16 protein-coding genes are annotated in these 13119 nt (G+C 59.6%); all 16 read right to left on the reverse strand.

The window, feature by feature from the left end:
- Positions 1–86: 86 nt before the first annotated feature.
- The gene (locus ACILSL_RS21320; RefSeq protein WP_395734086.1) at positions 87–497 is read right to left on the reverse strand and encodes a hypothetical protein; all 411 of its coding nucleotides are present in this window, start codon (positions 495–497) and stop codon (positions 87–89) included.
- 23 nt (positions 498–520) lie between these two features.
- On the reverse strand, positions 521–2218 hold the full coding sequence (locus ACILSL_RS21325) for a hypothetical protein (RefSeq protein ID WP_395734087.1): 1698 nt from the start codon (positions 2216–2218) through the stop codon (positions 521–523).
- An 11-nt stretch (positions 2219–2229) separates the two neighbouring features.
- Positions 2230–2766 (reverse strand): hypothetical protein, encoded by a 537-nt coding sequence (locus tag ACILSL_RS21330; RefSeq protein ID WP_395734088.1) that lies wholly within the window; start codon positions 2764–2766, stop codon positions 2230–2232.
- Between the two features lie 27 nt (positions 2767–2793).
- Entirely contained in the window at positions 2794–3555 is a 762-nt protein-coding gene (locus ACILSL_RS21335; protein WP_395734089.1) for a hypothetical protein, read from the reverse strand.
- Positions 3552–4175 (reverse strand): hypothetical protein, encoded by a 624-nt coding sequence (locus tag ACILSL_RS21340; protein ID WP_395734090.1) that lies wholly within the window; start codon positions 4173–4175, stop codon positions 3552–3554. Before ACILSL_RS21340 ends, ACILSL_RS21335 begins: the two co-directional genes overlap by 4 nt.
- A 6-nt stretch (positions 4176–4181) precedes the next feature.
- Positions 4182–5282 (reverse strand): hypothetical protein, encoded by a 1101-nt coding sequence (locus ACILSL_RS21345; RefSeq protein ID WP_395734091.1) that lies wholly within the window; start codon positions 5280–5282, stop codon positions 4182–4184.
- A complete protein-coding gene (locus ACILSL_RS21350; RefSeq protein WP_395734092.1) occupies positions 5279–7123 on the reverse strand; it encodes a hypothetical protein in 1845 nt (614 codons plus the stop codon). The genes ACILSL_RS21345 and ACILSL_RS21350 overlap by 4 nt, the downstream gene beginning before the upstream one ends.
- Before the next feature lie 196 nt (positions 7124–7319).
- Positions 7320–7805 (reverse strand): hypothetical protein, encoded by a 486-nt coding sequence (locus ACILSL_RS21355; RefSeq protein ID WP_395734093.1) that lies wholly within the window; start codon positions 7803–7805, stop codon positions 7320–7322.
- Entirely contained in the window at positions 7802–8047 is a 246-nt protein-coding gene (locus ACILSL_RS21360) for a hypothetical protein (protein WP_395734094.1), read from the reverse strand. The genes ACILSL_RS21355 and ACILSL_RS21360 overlap by 4 nt, the downstream gene beginning before the upstream one ends.
- A 12-nt stretch (positions 8048–8059) precedes the next feature.
- Positions 8060–8833, reverse strand: coding sequence for a hypothetical protein (locus ACILSL_RS21365; protein ID WP_395734095.1), 774 nt, complete (start codon positions 8831–8833; stop codon positions 8060–8062).
- 103 nt (positions 8834–8936) lie between these two features.
- Entirely contained in the window at positions 8937–9347 is a 411-nt protein-coding gene (locus tag ACILSL_RS21370) for a hypothetical protein (RefSeq protein ID WP_395734096.1), read from the reverse strand.
- Between the two features lie 61 nt (positions 9348–9408).
- A complete protein-coding gene (locus ACILSL_RS21375; protein ID WP_395734097.1) occupies positions 9409–9891 on the reverse strand; it encodes a hypothetical protein in 483 nt (160 codons plus the stop codon).
- 91 nt (positions 9892–9982) lie between these two features.
- Complete coding sequence (locus tag ACILSL_RS21380) at positions 9983–10393, reverse strand: hypothetical protein (RefSeq protein WP_395734098.1); 411 nt, start codon at positions 10391–10393, stop codon at positions 9983–9985.
- A gap of 69 nt (positions 10394–10462) precedes the next feature.
- Entirely contained in the window at positions 10463–11281 is an 819-nt protein-coding gene (locus ACILSL_RS21385) for a hypothetical protein (RefSeq protein ID WP_395734099.1), read from the reverse strand.
- Positions 11282–11287: 6 nt separating this feature from the next.
- Positions 11288–11638 carry a hypothetical protein gene (locus ACILSL_RS21390; RefSeq protein WP_395734100.1) on the reverse strand — a complete coding sequence of 117 codons (351 nt, stop codon included), beginning with the start codon at positions 11636–11638 and terminating at the stop codon, positions 11288–11290.
- 117 nt (positions 11639–11755) lie between these two features.
- A complete protein-coding gene (locus ACILSL_RS21395; RefSeq protein ID WP_395734101.1) occupies positions 11756–13075 on the reverse strand; it encodes a P22 phage major capsid protein family protein in 1320 nt (439 codons plus the stop codon).
- Positions 13076–13119 lie beyond the last annotated feature (44 nt).

The raw sequence follows: 13119 nt of genomic DNA on the forward strand, positions 1-13119 counted from the left end.
AACGAGGCTGTCGAGGGCGTGAGGGATATGGGAGGTCATGGACATATGGATGTTTAGCCGGTTGTTAAATTGAAAGCTGCCCGCCATCAGTTGAGGGTCACTATGCCGTCTGCACTCACCGTGAATGCCACTGGCGGGATGCAGTCAGCGTCCGCGATGAAATCGGCGCGTGTCTTTCCAATAATTTGAGCACAGCGGTCGATGTGATCGAGGTTCTCGGAGGCAAAGGCAAAGATCAACCCCGCCTTCGTCCCCAACGCCGCCAGCACCGCTGCCGGTGTCGCCCCAGGGCGCTCGTTTTTCCAGATCGTATTCCAGCAAATTTGATGCACCGCCACGCGGTGAAGGATCTCTGCATTGACGGCATCGACCACACTCTGCGCGGCCAGTTCCGCCGCCGTGGGCTCCGGCTTGGGGGTATCAATGAGCTGAGCTTTGGTCGTCAGGGTGAATGCGGCCATCGCCGCGAGGATGAGGTGTGCGAGGTGCTGTTTCATGTCGTTGGAGTTGAGGTTAAAAATCAATGGATGATCCAGTTCGTGCCGTCGCTGATGACCAGCACCTTATTGCTGCCACCACCCGCCACGGTGCTGTAGGCCGTCGTCGCCGTGGCATCGGTCACAAAGGCCATGCTGCCAGCGCCACATGTCGATGCGGAAGGCAGGCCGCTGACGATGTAGCTCTTCAGCTTCACCGGCTGCTCATTCGAGTTCGTGTTTGCGTCAATGGTTGCCTTCACAGTGCCTCCGCGAATGAGCTGCATATCCCGCGCCGTGCCGCCACCACTTCCCACATCGGTGCCAAGTCGCAGCGTGTTCGCCGTCGTCTGCCAGTCAATAACGAAAGCCTCCCAGTTCGTCATAGATGACCACGTGTTATACACTCTATATGCCATCGCAGCAGTGTCATTTCTCTGGCCAAGAGCACCCGCCCCGTCACGATACAGACCTACATCCCGCGTGCCATACCAATACGTGGTGCCAGCCCAGCGCAGAGCAGATGCTGACCCGAGCACGATGCCAGTGTCGGCACTAGTTCCCAAGGCAACACTTTGACCAGCGCCACCGCCAACGTAGTTGGGATAAACAAAGGTGTCTCCGTTGATGTATCCTGCCTCAGCAGAGCCATCATACGTGATGCTCAGAACCTTCCCATACCCCTGCAACACCAGATTTTCCGTGCCCGATCCGGGCGATGTAACGGCGATTTTCACCTGCCCATTCACGCTTTGATTCGCACTCCAAGTGTTCGCCGCATTCAGCAGAGGAAGCTTCGAGCCACTGGTTCCGATCATGCCATATGTTAGCAGTCCGCCGCTGGCATCTACTGCATTCCCCAGAGCCGTCGCCACACCGGTGCCAAGAGTCTGCTCAGCGATGGTGGCACCACTCATCAAGAGTCTGCCGCTGGTGCCGCCCGAGATGGCTGTAGACCCGATGGTGATGCCGCTGTTGGTGATAGTCTGGTTAGGCCAGGTCCCAGTGATGGAAATACCGGAGCCCGCGACGATCCCTGGTGTGCTGGTTCCTGTGCCGCCATTGGCCTTGGGAAGAATACCGGTAATACTTGCGAACCCAGCCAGCCCCAGTGTTCCTGTGGATTCCTGATAAATCGTGGTATCCACAATCAGCGTGCCATTCCCACTGCTGGTTTTCACGAAGCCATTGGTGGTGAAGTTAGTGGCACGGCTCAATGGCTGAACTCCATTCACCGTCACCGTTCCCAATGTGTTCGTGAGCCCGGTGCTCCAAGTGATAACATCCTGCTTGGTGTTCCATCCTTGGATATAACTGTTACTAATGCTGGAACCCTGCCAGGTCCCCGTGGAGATAACCCCGAGAGTGTTAATATTGGAACTGCCACCCCATGTCGAAAGCTTTGTATTTTCGACATTGCCCAAACCGACAGCGGATGCATTCAGCGTCTGCCATGATTTGTCTCCGCGCCAATATTGAGCAGTGGTGCCAGCGGTGATGATAGGCTCATAGGTGCCGGCGGCGGAGGCACTGGTGAGATAGGCGGCGAGATCACTGGAGATGAGGGGTGTGATTGCTGCGGGGACGCCGGCCATTTGTCCGATAGCCTGGCCATTGGCGAGGGTGACGCCGTAGGAGGTGTAGCCGGTGGTGCCGCGTTTGCGGATCTCGTATTGGCCCACGCTCTGCGCACAGAGGGAGGTGGTGAGGAGAAGCAGGCAAATCAGGGGATGGTATCTCATGCGATGAAAAACTAGGCGGGTGGCTCTCCGGTGTTGAGGCCGACGTTGTAAACGGTGCCGTCTGGGAGGACGAGGCGGAGGTATCCGGCGGCATCGATGCTGGCCTGGAAGGGGGCGAAATCGGGCGCGGTGTCGCTGATTCTGGCGAAGGAATTGGTGATGCTGCAGGGGATCTGCACGCTTTCGCGCACGCCGTCGATGACCCAGACGATTTGCAGCACGACGGGCACGCTGGCGTTTTTCCCGAGCAGCGCGGCAAGAGGGACGGAGTCGATGTAATTCCACTCAAAGGTGTAGCCGGTGGTGCCGGTGGCCGTCGCGGCGGTGAGCTGCAGCAGCACGGCGCTTTCGGGATCGGTGGCGTCCTTGAAGCAGACCACGAACGAAGGAGAGCCATCGAGCAGCGCGGCGTCTGAACCTTCCGCGAAAAAGGAGACATTCAGCGCCAGGTGCATCTGATAAATGGGCGCCACGGTGGGCACGCCGATCCCCGTGATGGCGGCACGGGCCTGTTTGCGCGTTGTATTGACGAAAATGTCGAATTCCACGACTGCGCCCGCGTGTCAAACCGGCAATTAGACGTGGAAGGGGCAGAACCAGAAGCGGACGTTCTGGATGCGGATGGCTTTGCTGGCGGTCAGGGGCAGCTCGACTTCTTCGGAGGGATTGCCTGTATTAAGATTGATGACGTTGTCGGTGCTTACGGCGGCGCTGTCGGTGACGTTGTAGAGGTCGTATTTGATCTTCACGGGGAGCTGGGGACCGGCGAGGGAGAAGCGGAATTTGATCTTCTTCACGCTGGCATAGCTGATCGTGTCCGGACCGGAGTAAATGGCGTATTCGGTGCTTCCATAGTCGAAGGTCGTGTTGGTAGCCTGGTAATCGACCGCGTTGGATGCCGGTTGGGCAAAAACTTCTGCCGCAATCAGGCGTGGCTGCCAGGAGCCATAGGTGGCATTGGCTGCGGCGTAGCTGACTAGATCGGTGCCATAGACGGGGTTGGAATACTCATTGCGAGAAGGGCCTGTGGAAGTGCCGTAATTGAACCCAGGATCATAGTCTGTCGTTTCGACTTCAGTGGGGCAGGACGCGCCGGAATTGATGCTGATGTCGGTGCTGGCATCCAACTGCACCCAGTAGTTGCCATTCGTGTTGTAGCTGGTGGTTTTCAGCGTGCCAAACACGCGGTCATTATGACCAGAGCCAGACGGGACATACGTGCCGCTGATGTCGTAATACCCGGCGTTGTCGGTCTGATACGCGCAGGCCACGGCGGTGACCAGCGGGCTCACCGCGTATTCCACCTTCACCGCACCGACGTAGCATTCGCAGCTCATGCGCTGGCCCAGGTGAGGTTGAGGTTGGCCTTGGCCTCGGCTTTGAGGTTGTCGCATATTTCAGCGGTGATGGGGCCGTGGCCGTTTTGCAACGTTTTCACACCATCGACGAAGGTGGCGAGGAGGAATTTAAAAGTGCCGGAGGCCACGTTGTGCGTGCCCGCATAGCCGGGATCAGTGGTGTCAACGGCGATGGTGACTGTGGGCGTGCCGCTGTAGGTCGGCAGGACAAAGGTGCTCGCCTTGAGATCAAAGGTGCCCGCGACCGTGACCACGATGTATTTGGTGCCACTGCTGGCAATGGTGAGCGTCGGCGCAGGCACGGTGTCCAGAGTGGTTCCGCCAATGGTGGGCATGATCCCCATGATCGTTGCCGCGACAACAGTGCCATCGTTGCCGACATCGAGGCCCTGGGTTGCAGCCGCCCCGCCAGTGCCGACCTTGAAACGCAGGGAGCCGTCTGCCAGCAGGCTGCTGGATTCTGCGCCGTCAATTTGCACGGATACTCCGGCGGCAGCGGCGATGCGGCGCAAGGAGGCCGCCACCCAGCGCTTGAATGATCCCAGGCCACGAGGGATCGGCGGGAGATGCACGGTGGGCTTTTTGGCGGAGCTGAGCATGGCGTGTTAGCGTGGCAGCGTAGGCCATTTGTAACGGTAAACCTTGGTGTAGATGGTCAAAGGAATGCCACTGTTGAGGGTCTCGACGTTTTGCGTGGCGATCAAGGACCAGCCATTGGGCCACTGGTAAACGAGCTCGTCATCGGTGCCGGTGATGCTGAGGCTGCGCAGCGAGGGCGGATTGGGCGGAGTGCCGCCAGTTTCGCTATGGGAAGAAGGAATGTAAGCGGTGGGCAGCGCATCGGTGTCTACGTAGGTATCGGTGATGACGATCTCGGGGAGATCGACAGCGCGGTAGCGCAGGGAGGAATCGCCATCGACGAGGCCGGAGAGCGCTACCTTTTCGCTGCTGTTGATCTGCTGATCATTGACGATGATGACGCGGTGGTAGGGTTTATCCCACATCTTGCCGGCATAAACGCAGTCCGCTTCGCGCCACGGCGTGAGGGAGTCCGAGAGACGGCACTCGGTGAGATACATGTTCGGCCAGTCCGGGTGCGGTGTGCCTGGGCAGAATTCGGCTACCATGAAATAGCCTGCGGTGATATCTGTGGTGAAGTCCACCGCGCTGCCGCCGCTGGTGGCGGAAACTTTGAAGGTGGTGGAGGTGGCATCACGCACCCAGTAAACTGGAGCGAGCTGGGTCAAGCTCTGAGAGGTGAGTCCGCTGCCGCCGGTAAGGCTAAGCAAGCAAATGCGTGCGCCATCGGAAAGGCCATGCGCTGAAGCGGTGGAAATGACATCGGTGCTGGCGACTCCGGTGATGGCCTGGCGGGCTGTGAGCCAGGATACCTTGCGCTCCTGGAAGCTTTCAAAGGAAGCACCGATGCTGCGGCTTTCGCTACGCTGCAGCGTCTTGGTGGGGAGCGTGTTGTCGAGGCTGCCCTCCGCCTGGATGCCGTAGGCGATGGAGACGCCGGTGTCGATGGGATCGAGATCCATGATGATCATGCCGGGATAACCAGGCACCGCATCGCCGGGATTGAGCACCGTGGTGCGATCGGTGTAATAAGTGCCGCTGAGAGAATCAATGGCGCTGAGCCGTTTGCGCAGAAGAATGGGGTGCCTCCAGACGGGGAGTGTGCCTGCTTTAAAATAGGGGCTCATACCAGCGCCTCCTTAATGTCTGCAAGAAGCTCATTACTTTTTCGTGTTTCTGCCACGACAGAGCCACCACCGCTGGCGGCTTCATTTTTATCGCGGGCATTTTTGTAGGTTTCAGTCTGGCTGTAGGAGCGGGTGCCTGCTTTTTCTCCGCCCATGTAGCGCCCGGTTCGCTGGGCGCTTGTGAGGGGCGCGGAATCACGGCCAAAGGCATCGTATTTGGGGCGCGGCATACCACGCTTGTATCCCGGACGTGCGGGATCGGTGGTCTCGTATTCCTTCTCCTGGTTGCGATTGAACTGATCGAGTCCGCTGCCCATCATGGTTTTTTTGGTGACGCCGCCAATGTGGGAAGCTTTGCCGCTGCGGCGGGCTTCGATCTTGTCTTCAAGGCGGATGGTTTCTTCAGCCTGCTTTCTCGCAAATTCTTCGGAGGCTCCCATGCCCCGATAGGATTTGGCGATGTCTTCGATGCGCTTTTCTTTGAGGAGTTTGTCAGCACCTTTGTCATTGCCACGGGCGCGGAGGCGGAGCTCTTCGAGGCTGCGCATGCTGTCGTTGCGGGAAGTGTCGAGATCCTTCTGGCGGCGCTGGCGGTCTTCGTGGTCCTTGAGGGATTGCTTTTCGTGGTCTTGTTGTTTGCGGGCGGCGGCGTCGGCTTCGTCGGCGGCGCGTTTGGTTTCGCTGGTCTGCTCTTTGAGCAAACGGTTGAGCTCCATCTGCAGCTTGACCTTTTCTTCTTCGGCCTGGATCTGCTGCTCTTTGTCCTTGGTGGCATCGACGGGGGCTTCAAGGCGCTTTTTCACATCGGCGATGCGCTCCGCCGTGGTCATTTCTTCTTCGGCGGCTTTCTGGCGGGTCTCGTTGAGCTTGAGCTGCGCGGCGGCGATGCGTTTGAGTTCCTCCTCCTTTTTCTTGGCGGCGGCTTTCTCGGTTTCGGCGGTTTTCTTTTGCGCTGAGGCGGTGGCTTCGGCATCGCGCTTTTCTTGGTTCTTGGCTTCGGCTTCGGCTTTGGCGGCGGCGGCTTTGGAGCCATCGTGATCGACCTGGGGCTTTTCGATGCCGAGATCAAACATGCCGGTGGCTTTGCCGAGGTCATTGACCAATCCGGCGGCACCTTGAGCGGTGGCGAGAGCCAGTGCTTTGGCGACATGGGAAATTTTGCCAGCCATCACATCCCACTTGTCATTGAGTTCATCAGCTCCGGCGACGGCGGAGTCGCTCATCACCACGGCTTCATCCATGAAGCGTTTTAGTTCGCCACGACCGGCACTGAGAAGGGGGATGAGTTCGGCGAAGCCTTTGCCCATGGCTTCAGTGAGCAGCGGGAGGGCGCGGCCATCGGCGGAGGCTTTTTCAAAGGCATCTGCCAAGGTGAGCATTTGCGCATCGGCATCGAGGCGGAGGAAGTCCTGGGCTTTGATGCCGATTTCTTCAAGGCCTCGGGCCATGTCTCCGGTGGGATCATCGATGAGCTGGCGGCGCAGTTTGAGGATGCCTTTGGAAAGCGTTTCGAGATCGGTGTTGCCAAGGATCTCCGCAGCGGCACCGAGACGCTGGAGGGTTTCGGCGGAAGTGTTGAGCTTTTTGGATTCGCTGGCGACTTGATCGTAAGTTTCCAGCGTGGCTTTGCCATAAGCGACAATAGCGGTGACACCGACTGCGGCGGCGGCAGAAGTGAGGCTGAAGGCGGACTCGATGCCGCGATTGAGCCCCTTCCCCATGCGGTTCCAGGTGCTTTCGATCTTGGAAGCGTGCTGGGTGAACTGGCGCTCTTGCGCGGCCATCCCGGCGTTGAGCGCCTTGCCATCGTAGCCAAATTTTACGGTTGCGTCGTCACCCATGGAAATCGTCAGAAGTTAATGGTGAGGGTGTGTCAATACGGTCAGAGCACCCACTCACTGAGCATGCCACGGCGGGCGCGGGCTTTGATCTGATAATACAAAGCCTGGTGATAAGGGAGATTGAGGAGGGTGTCTTGATCCCACCCGAGGAAGCTGGCAAGGTCTCCGAGGAGGTCGCATTCCTCAGGCGGGCTGGCTAGTTTCCCATGCCGTCGATTTCATCCTCCTCGGTTTCCAAAGGCTTGGTCATGGCGCGGGTGATGGCATTGTTGATTTCAACACCCAATTCTGAGGCTTCAATGAGCTCATGGAAGGCGATGTTTTTCCCCACCCAGGCATGGTAGCGCTCGATTTGTTTTTCATGCGGCAGCAACTGCAGGGCGCTGATGTCTTTGGGGGTGAGAGATGAGCAATAAAGCACGCGAGATCCTTCCGGGGTGAAGTCTCCGACGTTTCTGTAAGTGTGGAGAGAGGGTGCATTCATGTGCGTGCGGAGCTCCCGGTAATAAAACTCGCTGGCGACGCTGTAACGGAGCTCCTGGCCATGCCAAAAGAAGCGTTTGTTGAAGTCTTCGGCGCGTTGTTTGGCAGTGACAGGCGGCGGGGTATCGATGAGGTTTCCGTCTGGAATGGCGGTGGAGCTGGGCGGTGGCGGTGCGGGGATGTCTGCGGGGAGGTTCATATCTGATAATCAGTGGGGTTTTCGGGATTGGCGGCGGTGATGTCGCGGTAGAAACGGTGGAGGCGGTAGCTCCATTCACGGAGATGGGAGAGGCCGAGGTGGACGGTGCGGAAGCGATGGGAGTTGTGCGGGATCTGGAGATCGACGTGGTCATTGCCGATGTAGTGGACGGCCCGGAATTTGGTGTCGTGCAGGTCGTGATCGGTGACGACGGTGAAGAGGGCATCGCTGCGCTGGGTCATGGCTCGGGATGCTTATTCGATTTTTTTGCCGAGGACGCGCTGGACGCGGGCTTTGTCTTCGGAACTGGCTTTTTCATTCACGGCGGCTCCTTTGTGGAAAGGGGTGCGGTGATTGATGATGATGAAGCGGCTGGTGTATTGGTTTTTGCGGAGTTCGCGCAGGCAATGGAGGGCGTGGAGCTGGCGGCCAAAGTGGGTTTCGGCATGGGCGGGAAAGACGCCCTGCATGCGGTGGAGAATGGACCAGGTGCCGTTGTCGGCGCGGGGTGTGGTGGGGAGGAGTTTGGACTGAAGGGAAAGGCGGGTGAGGCGGTAAATGTGGCTGCCTTTGGGACCGGTGATCTGGATGATGGCGGAGCCGAGGCCGATGAGGGCGATGGCGCGGTCTTGATCGACGGTTTCGATGTAATCGCCGATGAGGTCGGAGGGAACGGCGTGGCCGGGTTCGAGAATCCAGGAGCCGGGGGCGGCCTCGATGCTGCGCATGCTGCGGCCATTCTGCGCGTCGATGAGGAGACTGCGGTTGTGCATGGCACGAAGTGCCAGAAGGTAGGGATGAAGGGTTTCTGTGGCGAGAAGGCCCTTGGGATTTCCAGCATTGAATGACTGGCGGAGTTCGCTGGTGTTGTAGCGGCCGTCTTCGCTGGCGGGCTGCAGATTCCAGTCGGTGATGTCATGGGCATCGCTTTGGTTGCGGCGCATGGTGACGGGCCGAACGCCGATCTTGAGGGAATTGAGCGCGGCGGCTTCGTAGGTGTTGCGGGTGGTTTGCCAGGCTAGGTCCATAGGGAATTGAAAAAACAAAAACGCGTGATCGTGGGGGACGATCACGCGTTCGTGAAGAGGGGTGATCGTCAGGGGATGGGAGTGGCGGGGCCACCTGGACTGCTTACATGTAGGGGCAGTGCATCAGATTGAAGGTGAACTCGCGGCCTTTGCCGGTGCGGGATTTTTTGAATTCGGGATCGCGGCTCTGGATGGTGCCCATGGAGAGCTGGATGCCGAAGACTTCGTCGTCGATGAGGTTGCCGAGACTGGTGACGACATCGGCATCTTCGAGTGCGGCGAGTCCCTGGAATGCACCGCCGGAGGTGGGGATGGGCATGCCGGTGAATTTGATTTCAACGCGGGAGTTCCAGCCTTCGGCGTAGAGGGACTGGGGGACTTCACCGGCATTGCGGACGCCGATGACGTCCATGTAATCGCGTTTCGGCGATACGGTGAAGTCGTCCATGAGGAAGAGGCCGCTCTCGGAGATGAGGGAGCCGGGACGGGTTCCGGCGGTGTAGTGTTCATTCATGGCGTGGGAATTGAGGGATCAGGGATTGCCTTGGTGATGATTGCGGGATGTCAAAGGCGGCTCAATTGTTCCAGAAGCTGGAGACGGTGTAGGGGGCGGTGAGGGTGAGAACGTTGGTGTCTTTGTTGAGGTCGCTTTCGGTTTTTTCAGGCATGATCTGCTGGACGAACCATCCGGCCTTGTCGGCATCGCTAAGGGTGGAGATCCAGATGTCCCAGGCGTTCCAGGCATCGATGCCTTGACCGAGGAGGGCGCGGAAGGCTTTGAGCCATTGCTCGGACTGGGCGGCGGTGGTCTGGCCGGTTTCGGTGCCGAGCTGGACGGTGAGGGACAGCTTGACGGTGAGCATCAAAAGCTCATCGGTGCTTTCGGGGTTGGCTTCGCATTCGACGAGAAGATTGGGATTGATGATGGCTCCTTCACTGGTGAGGTGCCTGCGCTGGACGGTGGCGAGAGCGGGCGCACCGTAGGTGATGGCGGCGGCGCTGGAGAGGAAGTCGTGGAAGACTTTGGAAAAGTGGGCGGCGGGGGCGAGGGAGGGCATGGCGGCAGCGGGTTAAAATGAAAGCGCCGGTGCCGTGGAGAGACGGACACCGGCGCTGCATGGGGCGGGGCGAGGAGACAGGGGAAATCAATCAGGCGGCGATAGGTGCGCCGGAAGCGAGGGGCTTGAAGTTGACCTTGGTGGTGGATTTGGCGACGCCGAGAACGGTGACATACATGCCGGCCACAGCGTCGGCCGCTGGAGCGATGGCTCCGGGGGTGGCGGAGAGGATGAGGATGTCTCCAATGGCAGTGGTGATGCCAAGCGTGGCGTCGTCGTCTTCGCTGATGAGATTGACTTTCTGGCCGGGAGCGCCGCCCTGCTCAAAGTAACCAGCCACGACGGCTTTGGCCAAAACATTGGCATCAGCGAGACCAGCAGTGCCGGAGGTGGTGAGATAGCCGGGCTGGCCTGCGGTGACGGCTTCAGCGAGCGTCACAGTTTTGCGCCTGGCATTGGAGCCTGGAATGACGGCGGTGGCGGTTTGGGATTTGTCTGCCATAAAAGAAAGCGGTGGAGGATGAGGAGGATCAGAAGGCGATGGCCTGTGATGGAGCGTGCGGTGTCAAACTTAGTCGGTGAGTTTGTTTTTGCGGAGTGCGACGCGGATCTCGGCGCGGATGCGGTGGGCGAGGCGCTTTTTGCGTTTGTCGGATTGGAGGACGAAGCGGATGCGGCGGGGGAGATCGTTCTTGTTGCCGTAGGGGACGCTGTTGCGGATGGTGATGGAGTAGCTGCCGAGGGAGCGCTGGATGTTGACGGCTCCGCGTCCGGTGCCGTGGCGTTTGATCCAAACTGGGAGGGGCACACCGAGCTTTTGGGCGGCGGCATTGAAACCGGCGGCGAGCATGCCGACGCGCTGAATGATCCACTTGCGGTAACGATTCCAGGCGCTGGCAGAGACGATCATTTGATCGATGAATTTCCAGCGTCCGACATCACGGGTGCGGCCGCCAGCTTCTGAGACACGGCCGCTTTTGAGGCGTTTGCTTTGGTGGTAAGCAAACATTTCATCGACGGTGGCATACGGTTTAAAGAAGCGGGTGTCGCAGCCGTAGACTTTGCCGTCTTTGGTGGCGAAGAGGCGGACGTTTTGAGAGCCGATGGTGGCTTTGTTAACGACTTCATCGGCCATGACGACGAAGACTCCGCCGGTGCGGCGTCCTCCACCGCTGCGCGTGCCCAAGAGATCGTGAATGATGGCATTCTCTCCGCGGCGCTGGGATTCTTTGTTGGCCTTGCCCATGGAGGGCGGGGTGATGGCGACGATGTCTTTGAGGAAGCCTTTGGCATCGGTGTCGATGGCGGTTTCGATGATGCGCTGCGCATCACGCGGCACCTGGCGCAGGCGTTTGAGCAGGGTGCCGAGGTGGACTTGGCAGGTGGTCATGGTCTGCTATTGAGCGGTGGGCTGGGCGGCTTCGAGGGTCCAGTAGACGCCGTGGGGGGAGAGATCGACGCCGCCGGTGTCGATGCGGTATTGGGTGCTGGTTTCGAGGTGGGTGATGAGCTGGGGGCGGGTCTCTCCGGTGGAGGTGAGGACGTGGGCTTTGGGGAGGTGGGCGCAGAGGATGATGGCGCTGAGTTTGCGGTGCTGGATCTTGCCGCCGAGGTCGGTGTAGTTGGTGCCGCGCTCGGTGAAGATGCGGGCGGGGCAGCGGATGCCGTCGATGAGGAGGGTGCCGGGTGCGCCGATGCTTCGGGCCTGGAGCTTTTCGGCGGCGATGAAGTGGGCGGTGGCGGACATGCGGGAAGCGCGGTGTCAAAGCATGAAAAAACACGCCGCTCCCCCAACCAAAAGGAACGGCGTGTGGCTTTGCTGTGCTATACTGCCCAATGAAGCCGGTGCTTGACCGGTGATTTGTTAGCCGATGATCGTGGCGAGATGCTCTGGCTTCATGACTGCGACACCCCAGGCGATGCTGACATGGTAGGTGACCATGCGATAGCCGGGATAGCAGCTGAGCTCAAAGGAAAGGCCGGTGCGGGGATCGGTGATGATCTGGTGATCGGTGGCCATGTCACCTTCTGCTGGCAGCGCTGGAAGGCGGGTGCCGAGGAGGATGGCATTGCGGGCGAAGACCAGATTGCGGGCGGAGGCGGTAAAGACGGTGATGGCGCGGGTGGCGGCACCTTGTGCTTTGCGCAGACCGGGGGCGGCCAGAGTGATGGAGTCGCCGGAGGCTGGGTTTGCGCCAGCAAAGGAGACGGATGCCACGACGTATTTGTTTGTGTCATTGGCGAAGGTGATGATGTCACCTGCTGCCACAACACCGGTGCCGGCCGTGGCGAGAGGGATCACCGTCTGGCCCACCGTGAAAGCGGCAGAAGTGGAGGTAGCGGATGCCATGGTGCCTGCAGCGGGGGTCTGGATCTGAGCGGATTCGCGGATGTCCATCCCGTAGAGATTCCCGAGAATGCCCTGGCGGAGAAGAGTCTCGTCGCCGGATTCATTCACCTTGAAGAGATTTGAGGTGCCGCGCAGAGCAACGCCTGCAGTGGTATCGATCACGGCATGGCGGTCGGACATGGGAGCGCCGTTGTCATCGAGAATCTTTTTGGCGTTGGCAAAGTCTGCCAGAACCGGGGCTGTGCCAGCGGTGGTGCCGTAAGCGCGGGATGCGCCGAGGTAGCCGTAGGTGGCGATGTCGGTTTCCATTTCATTCACGAGGGCGCGGATGGCCTGGGCGATCTGATCCTGCTGGATGGTGAGATAGCCGGGGCCGGTCTGCACATTGCCCTGTTCTTCACCGGTCCAGGAGAAGGGCATGAAGCGGGACTTTTGAATGGTGAAGGTTTTGTTGCCGATGGTCTGGTAGGCTGCCGTAGGCAGAGCCATGGCGGGAGTGACGTCTCCGCCAGCCGTATTGGCCGGAGCAACAGAGCTGCGCATGGTGGCATTCAGAGCGCAGCGATCGGCGCGGGGATCGCGCTGAACGGCGGGAATAAAGCCGGTGAGCTCACGGCTGACAACATCCAGCGCGGCGTAGACGTCGGGGATGAGGTTGGTCAGCGTGTTGAGGCAGAGATGGCCGGAGGCTTTCATCTGCGGGCTGTTGATGCCGTGAAGAATCAGCGATACGGCGGCGGTGGAAAGCAGCGCATGGGCGAGATGGCCGGTGGCGGCCATGGCAACGATGGCCAGGGCGGTGATGATGGTGATGAGGGCGTTGAAGAGTTTCATGGAATGATGTGGGATGAAGTGGAGATGTGAAGGGTTTGCTGCGT

Origin of the sequence: Prosthecobacter sp., from assembly GCF_044222345.1 — a bacterium.
Classification (GTDB): Bacteria; Verrucomicrobiota; Verrucomicrobiia; order Verrucomicrobiales; family Verrucomicrobiaceae; genus Prosthecobacter.

Bases quoted from the DNA above. Each gene is read 5' to 3' on its own strand.
- ACILSL_RS21375 (WP_395734097.1), bottom strand. From the start codon at position 9,891: ATGCCCTCCCTCGCCCCCGCCGCCCACTTTTCCAAAGTCTTCCACGAC.
- ACILSL_RS21385 (WP_395734099.1), bottom strand. From the start codon at position 11,281: ATGACCACCTGCCAAGTCCACCTCGGCACCCTGCTCAAACGCCTGCGC.
- ACILSL_RS21370 (WP_395734096.1), bottom strand. From the start codon at position 9,347: ATGAATGAACACTACACCGCCGGAACCCGTCCCGGCTCCCTCATCTCC.
- ACILSL_RS21350 (WP_395734092.1), bottom strand. From the start codon at position 7,123: ATGGGTGACGACGCAACCGTAAAATTTGGCTACGATGGCAAGGCGCTC.
- ACILSL_RS21360 (WP_395734094.1), bottom strand. From the start codon at position 8,047: ATGACCCAGCGCAGCGATGCCCTCTTCACCGTCGTCACCGATCACGAC.
- ACILSL_RS21365 (WP_395734095.1), bottom strand. From the start codon at position 8,833: ATGGACCTAGCCTGGCAAACCACCCGCAACACCTACGAAGCCGCCGCG.
- ACILSL_RS21380 (WP_395734098.1), bottom strand. From the start codon at position 10,393: ATGGCAGACAAATCCCAAACCGCCACCGCCGTCATTCCAGGCTCCAAT.
- ACILSL_RS21325 (WP_395734087.1), bottom strand. From the start codon at position 2,218: ATGAGATACCATCCCCTGATTTGCCTGCTTCTCCTCACCACCTCCCTC.
- ACILSL_RS21390 (WP_395734100.1), bottom strand. From the start codon at position 11,638: ATGTCCGCCACCGCCCACTTCATCGCCGCCGAAAAGCTCCAGGCCCGA.
- ACILSL_RS21340 (WP_395734090.1), bottom strand. From the start codon at position 4,175: ATGCTCAGCTCCGCCAAAAAGCCCACCGTGCATCTCCCGCCGATCCCT.
- ACILSL_RS21320 (WP_395734086.1), bottom strand. From the start codon at position 497: ATGAAACAGCACCTCGCACACCTCATCCTCGCGGCGATGGCCGCATTC.
- ACILSL_RS21335 (WP_395734089.1), bottom strand. From the start codon at position 3,555: ATGAGCTGCGAATGCTACGTCGGTGCGGTGAAGGTGGAATACGCGGTG.
- ACILSL_RS21395 (WP_395734101.1), bottom strand. From the start codon at position 13,075: ATGAAACTCTTCAACGCCCTCATCACCATCATCACCGCCCTGGCCATC.
- ACILSL_RS21345 (WP_395734091.1), bottom strand. From the start codon at position 5,282: ATGAGCCCCTATTTTAAAGCAGGCACACTCCCCGTCTGGAGGCACCCC.
- ACILSL_RS21355 (WP_395734093.1), bottom strand. From the start codon at position 7,805: ATGAACCTCCCCGCAGACATCCCCGCACCGCCACCGCCCAGCTCCACC.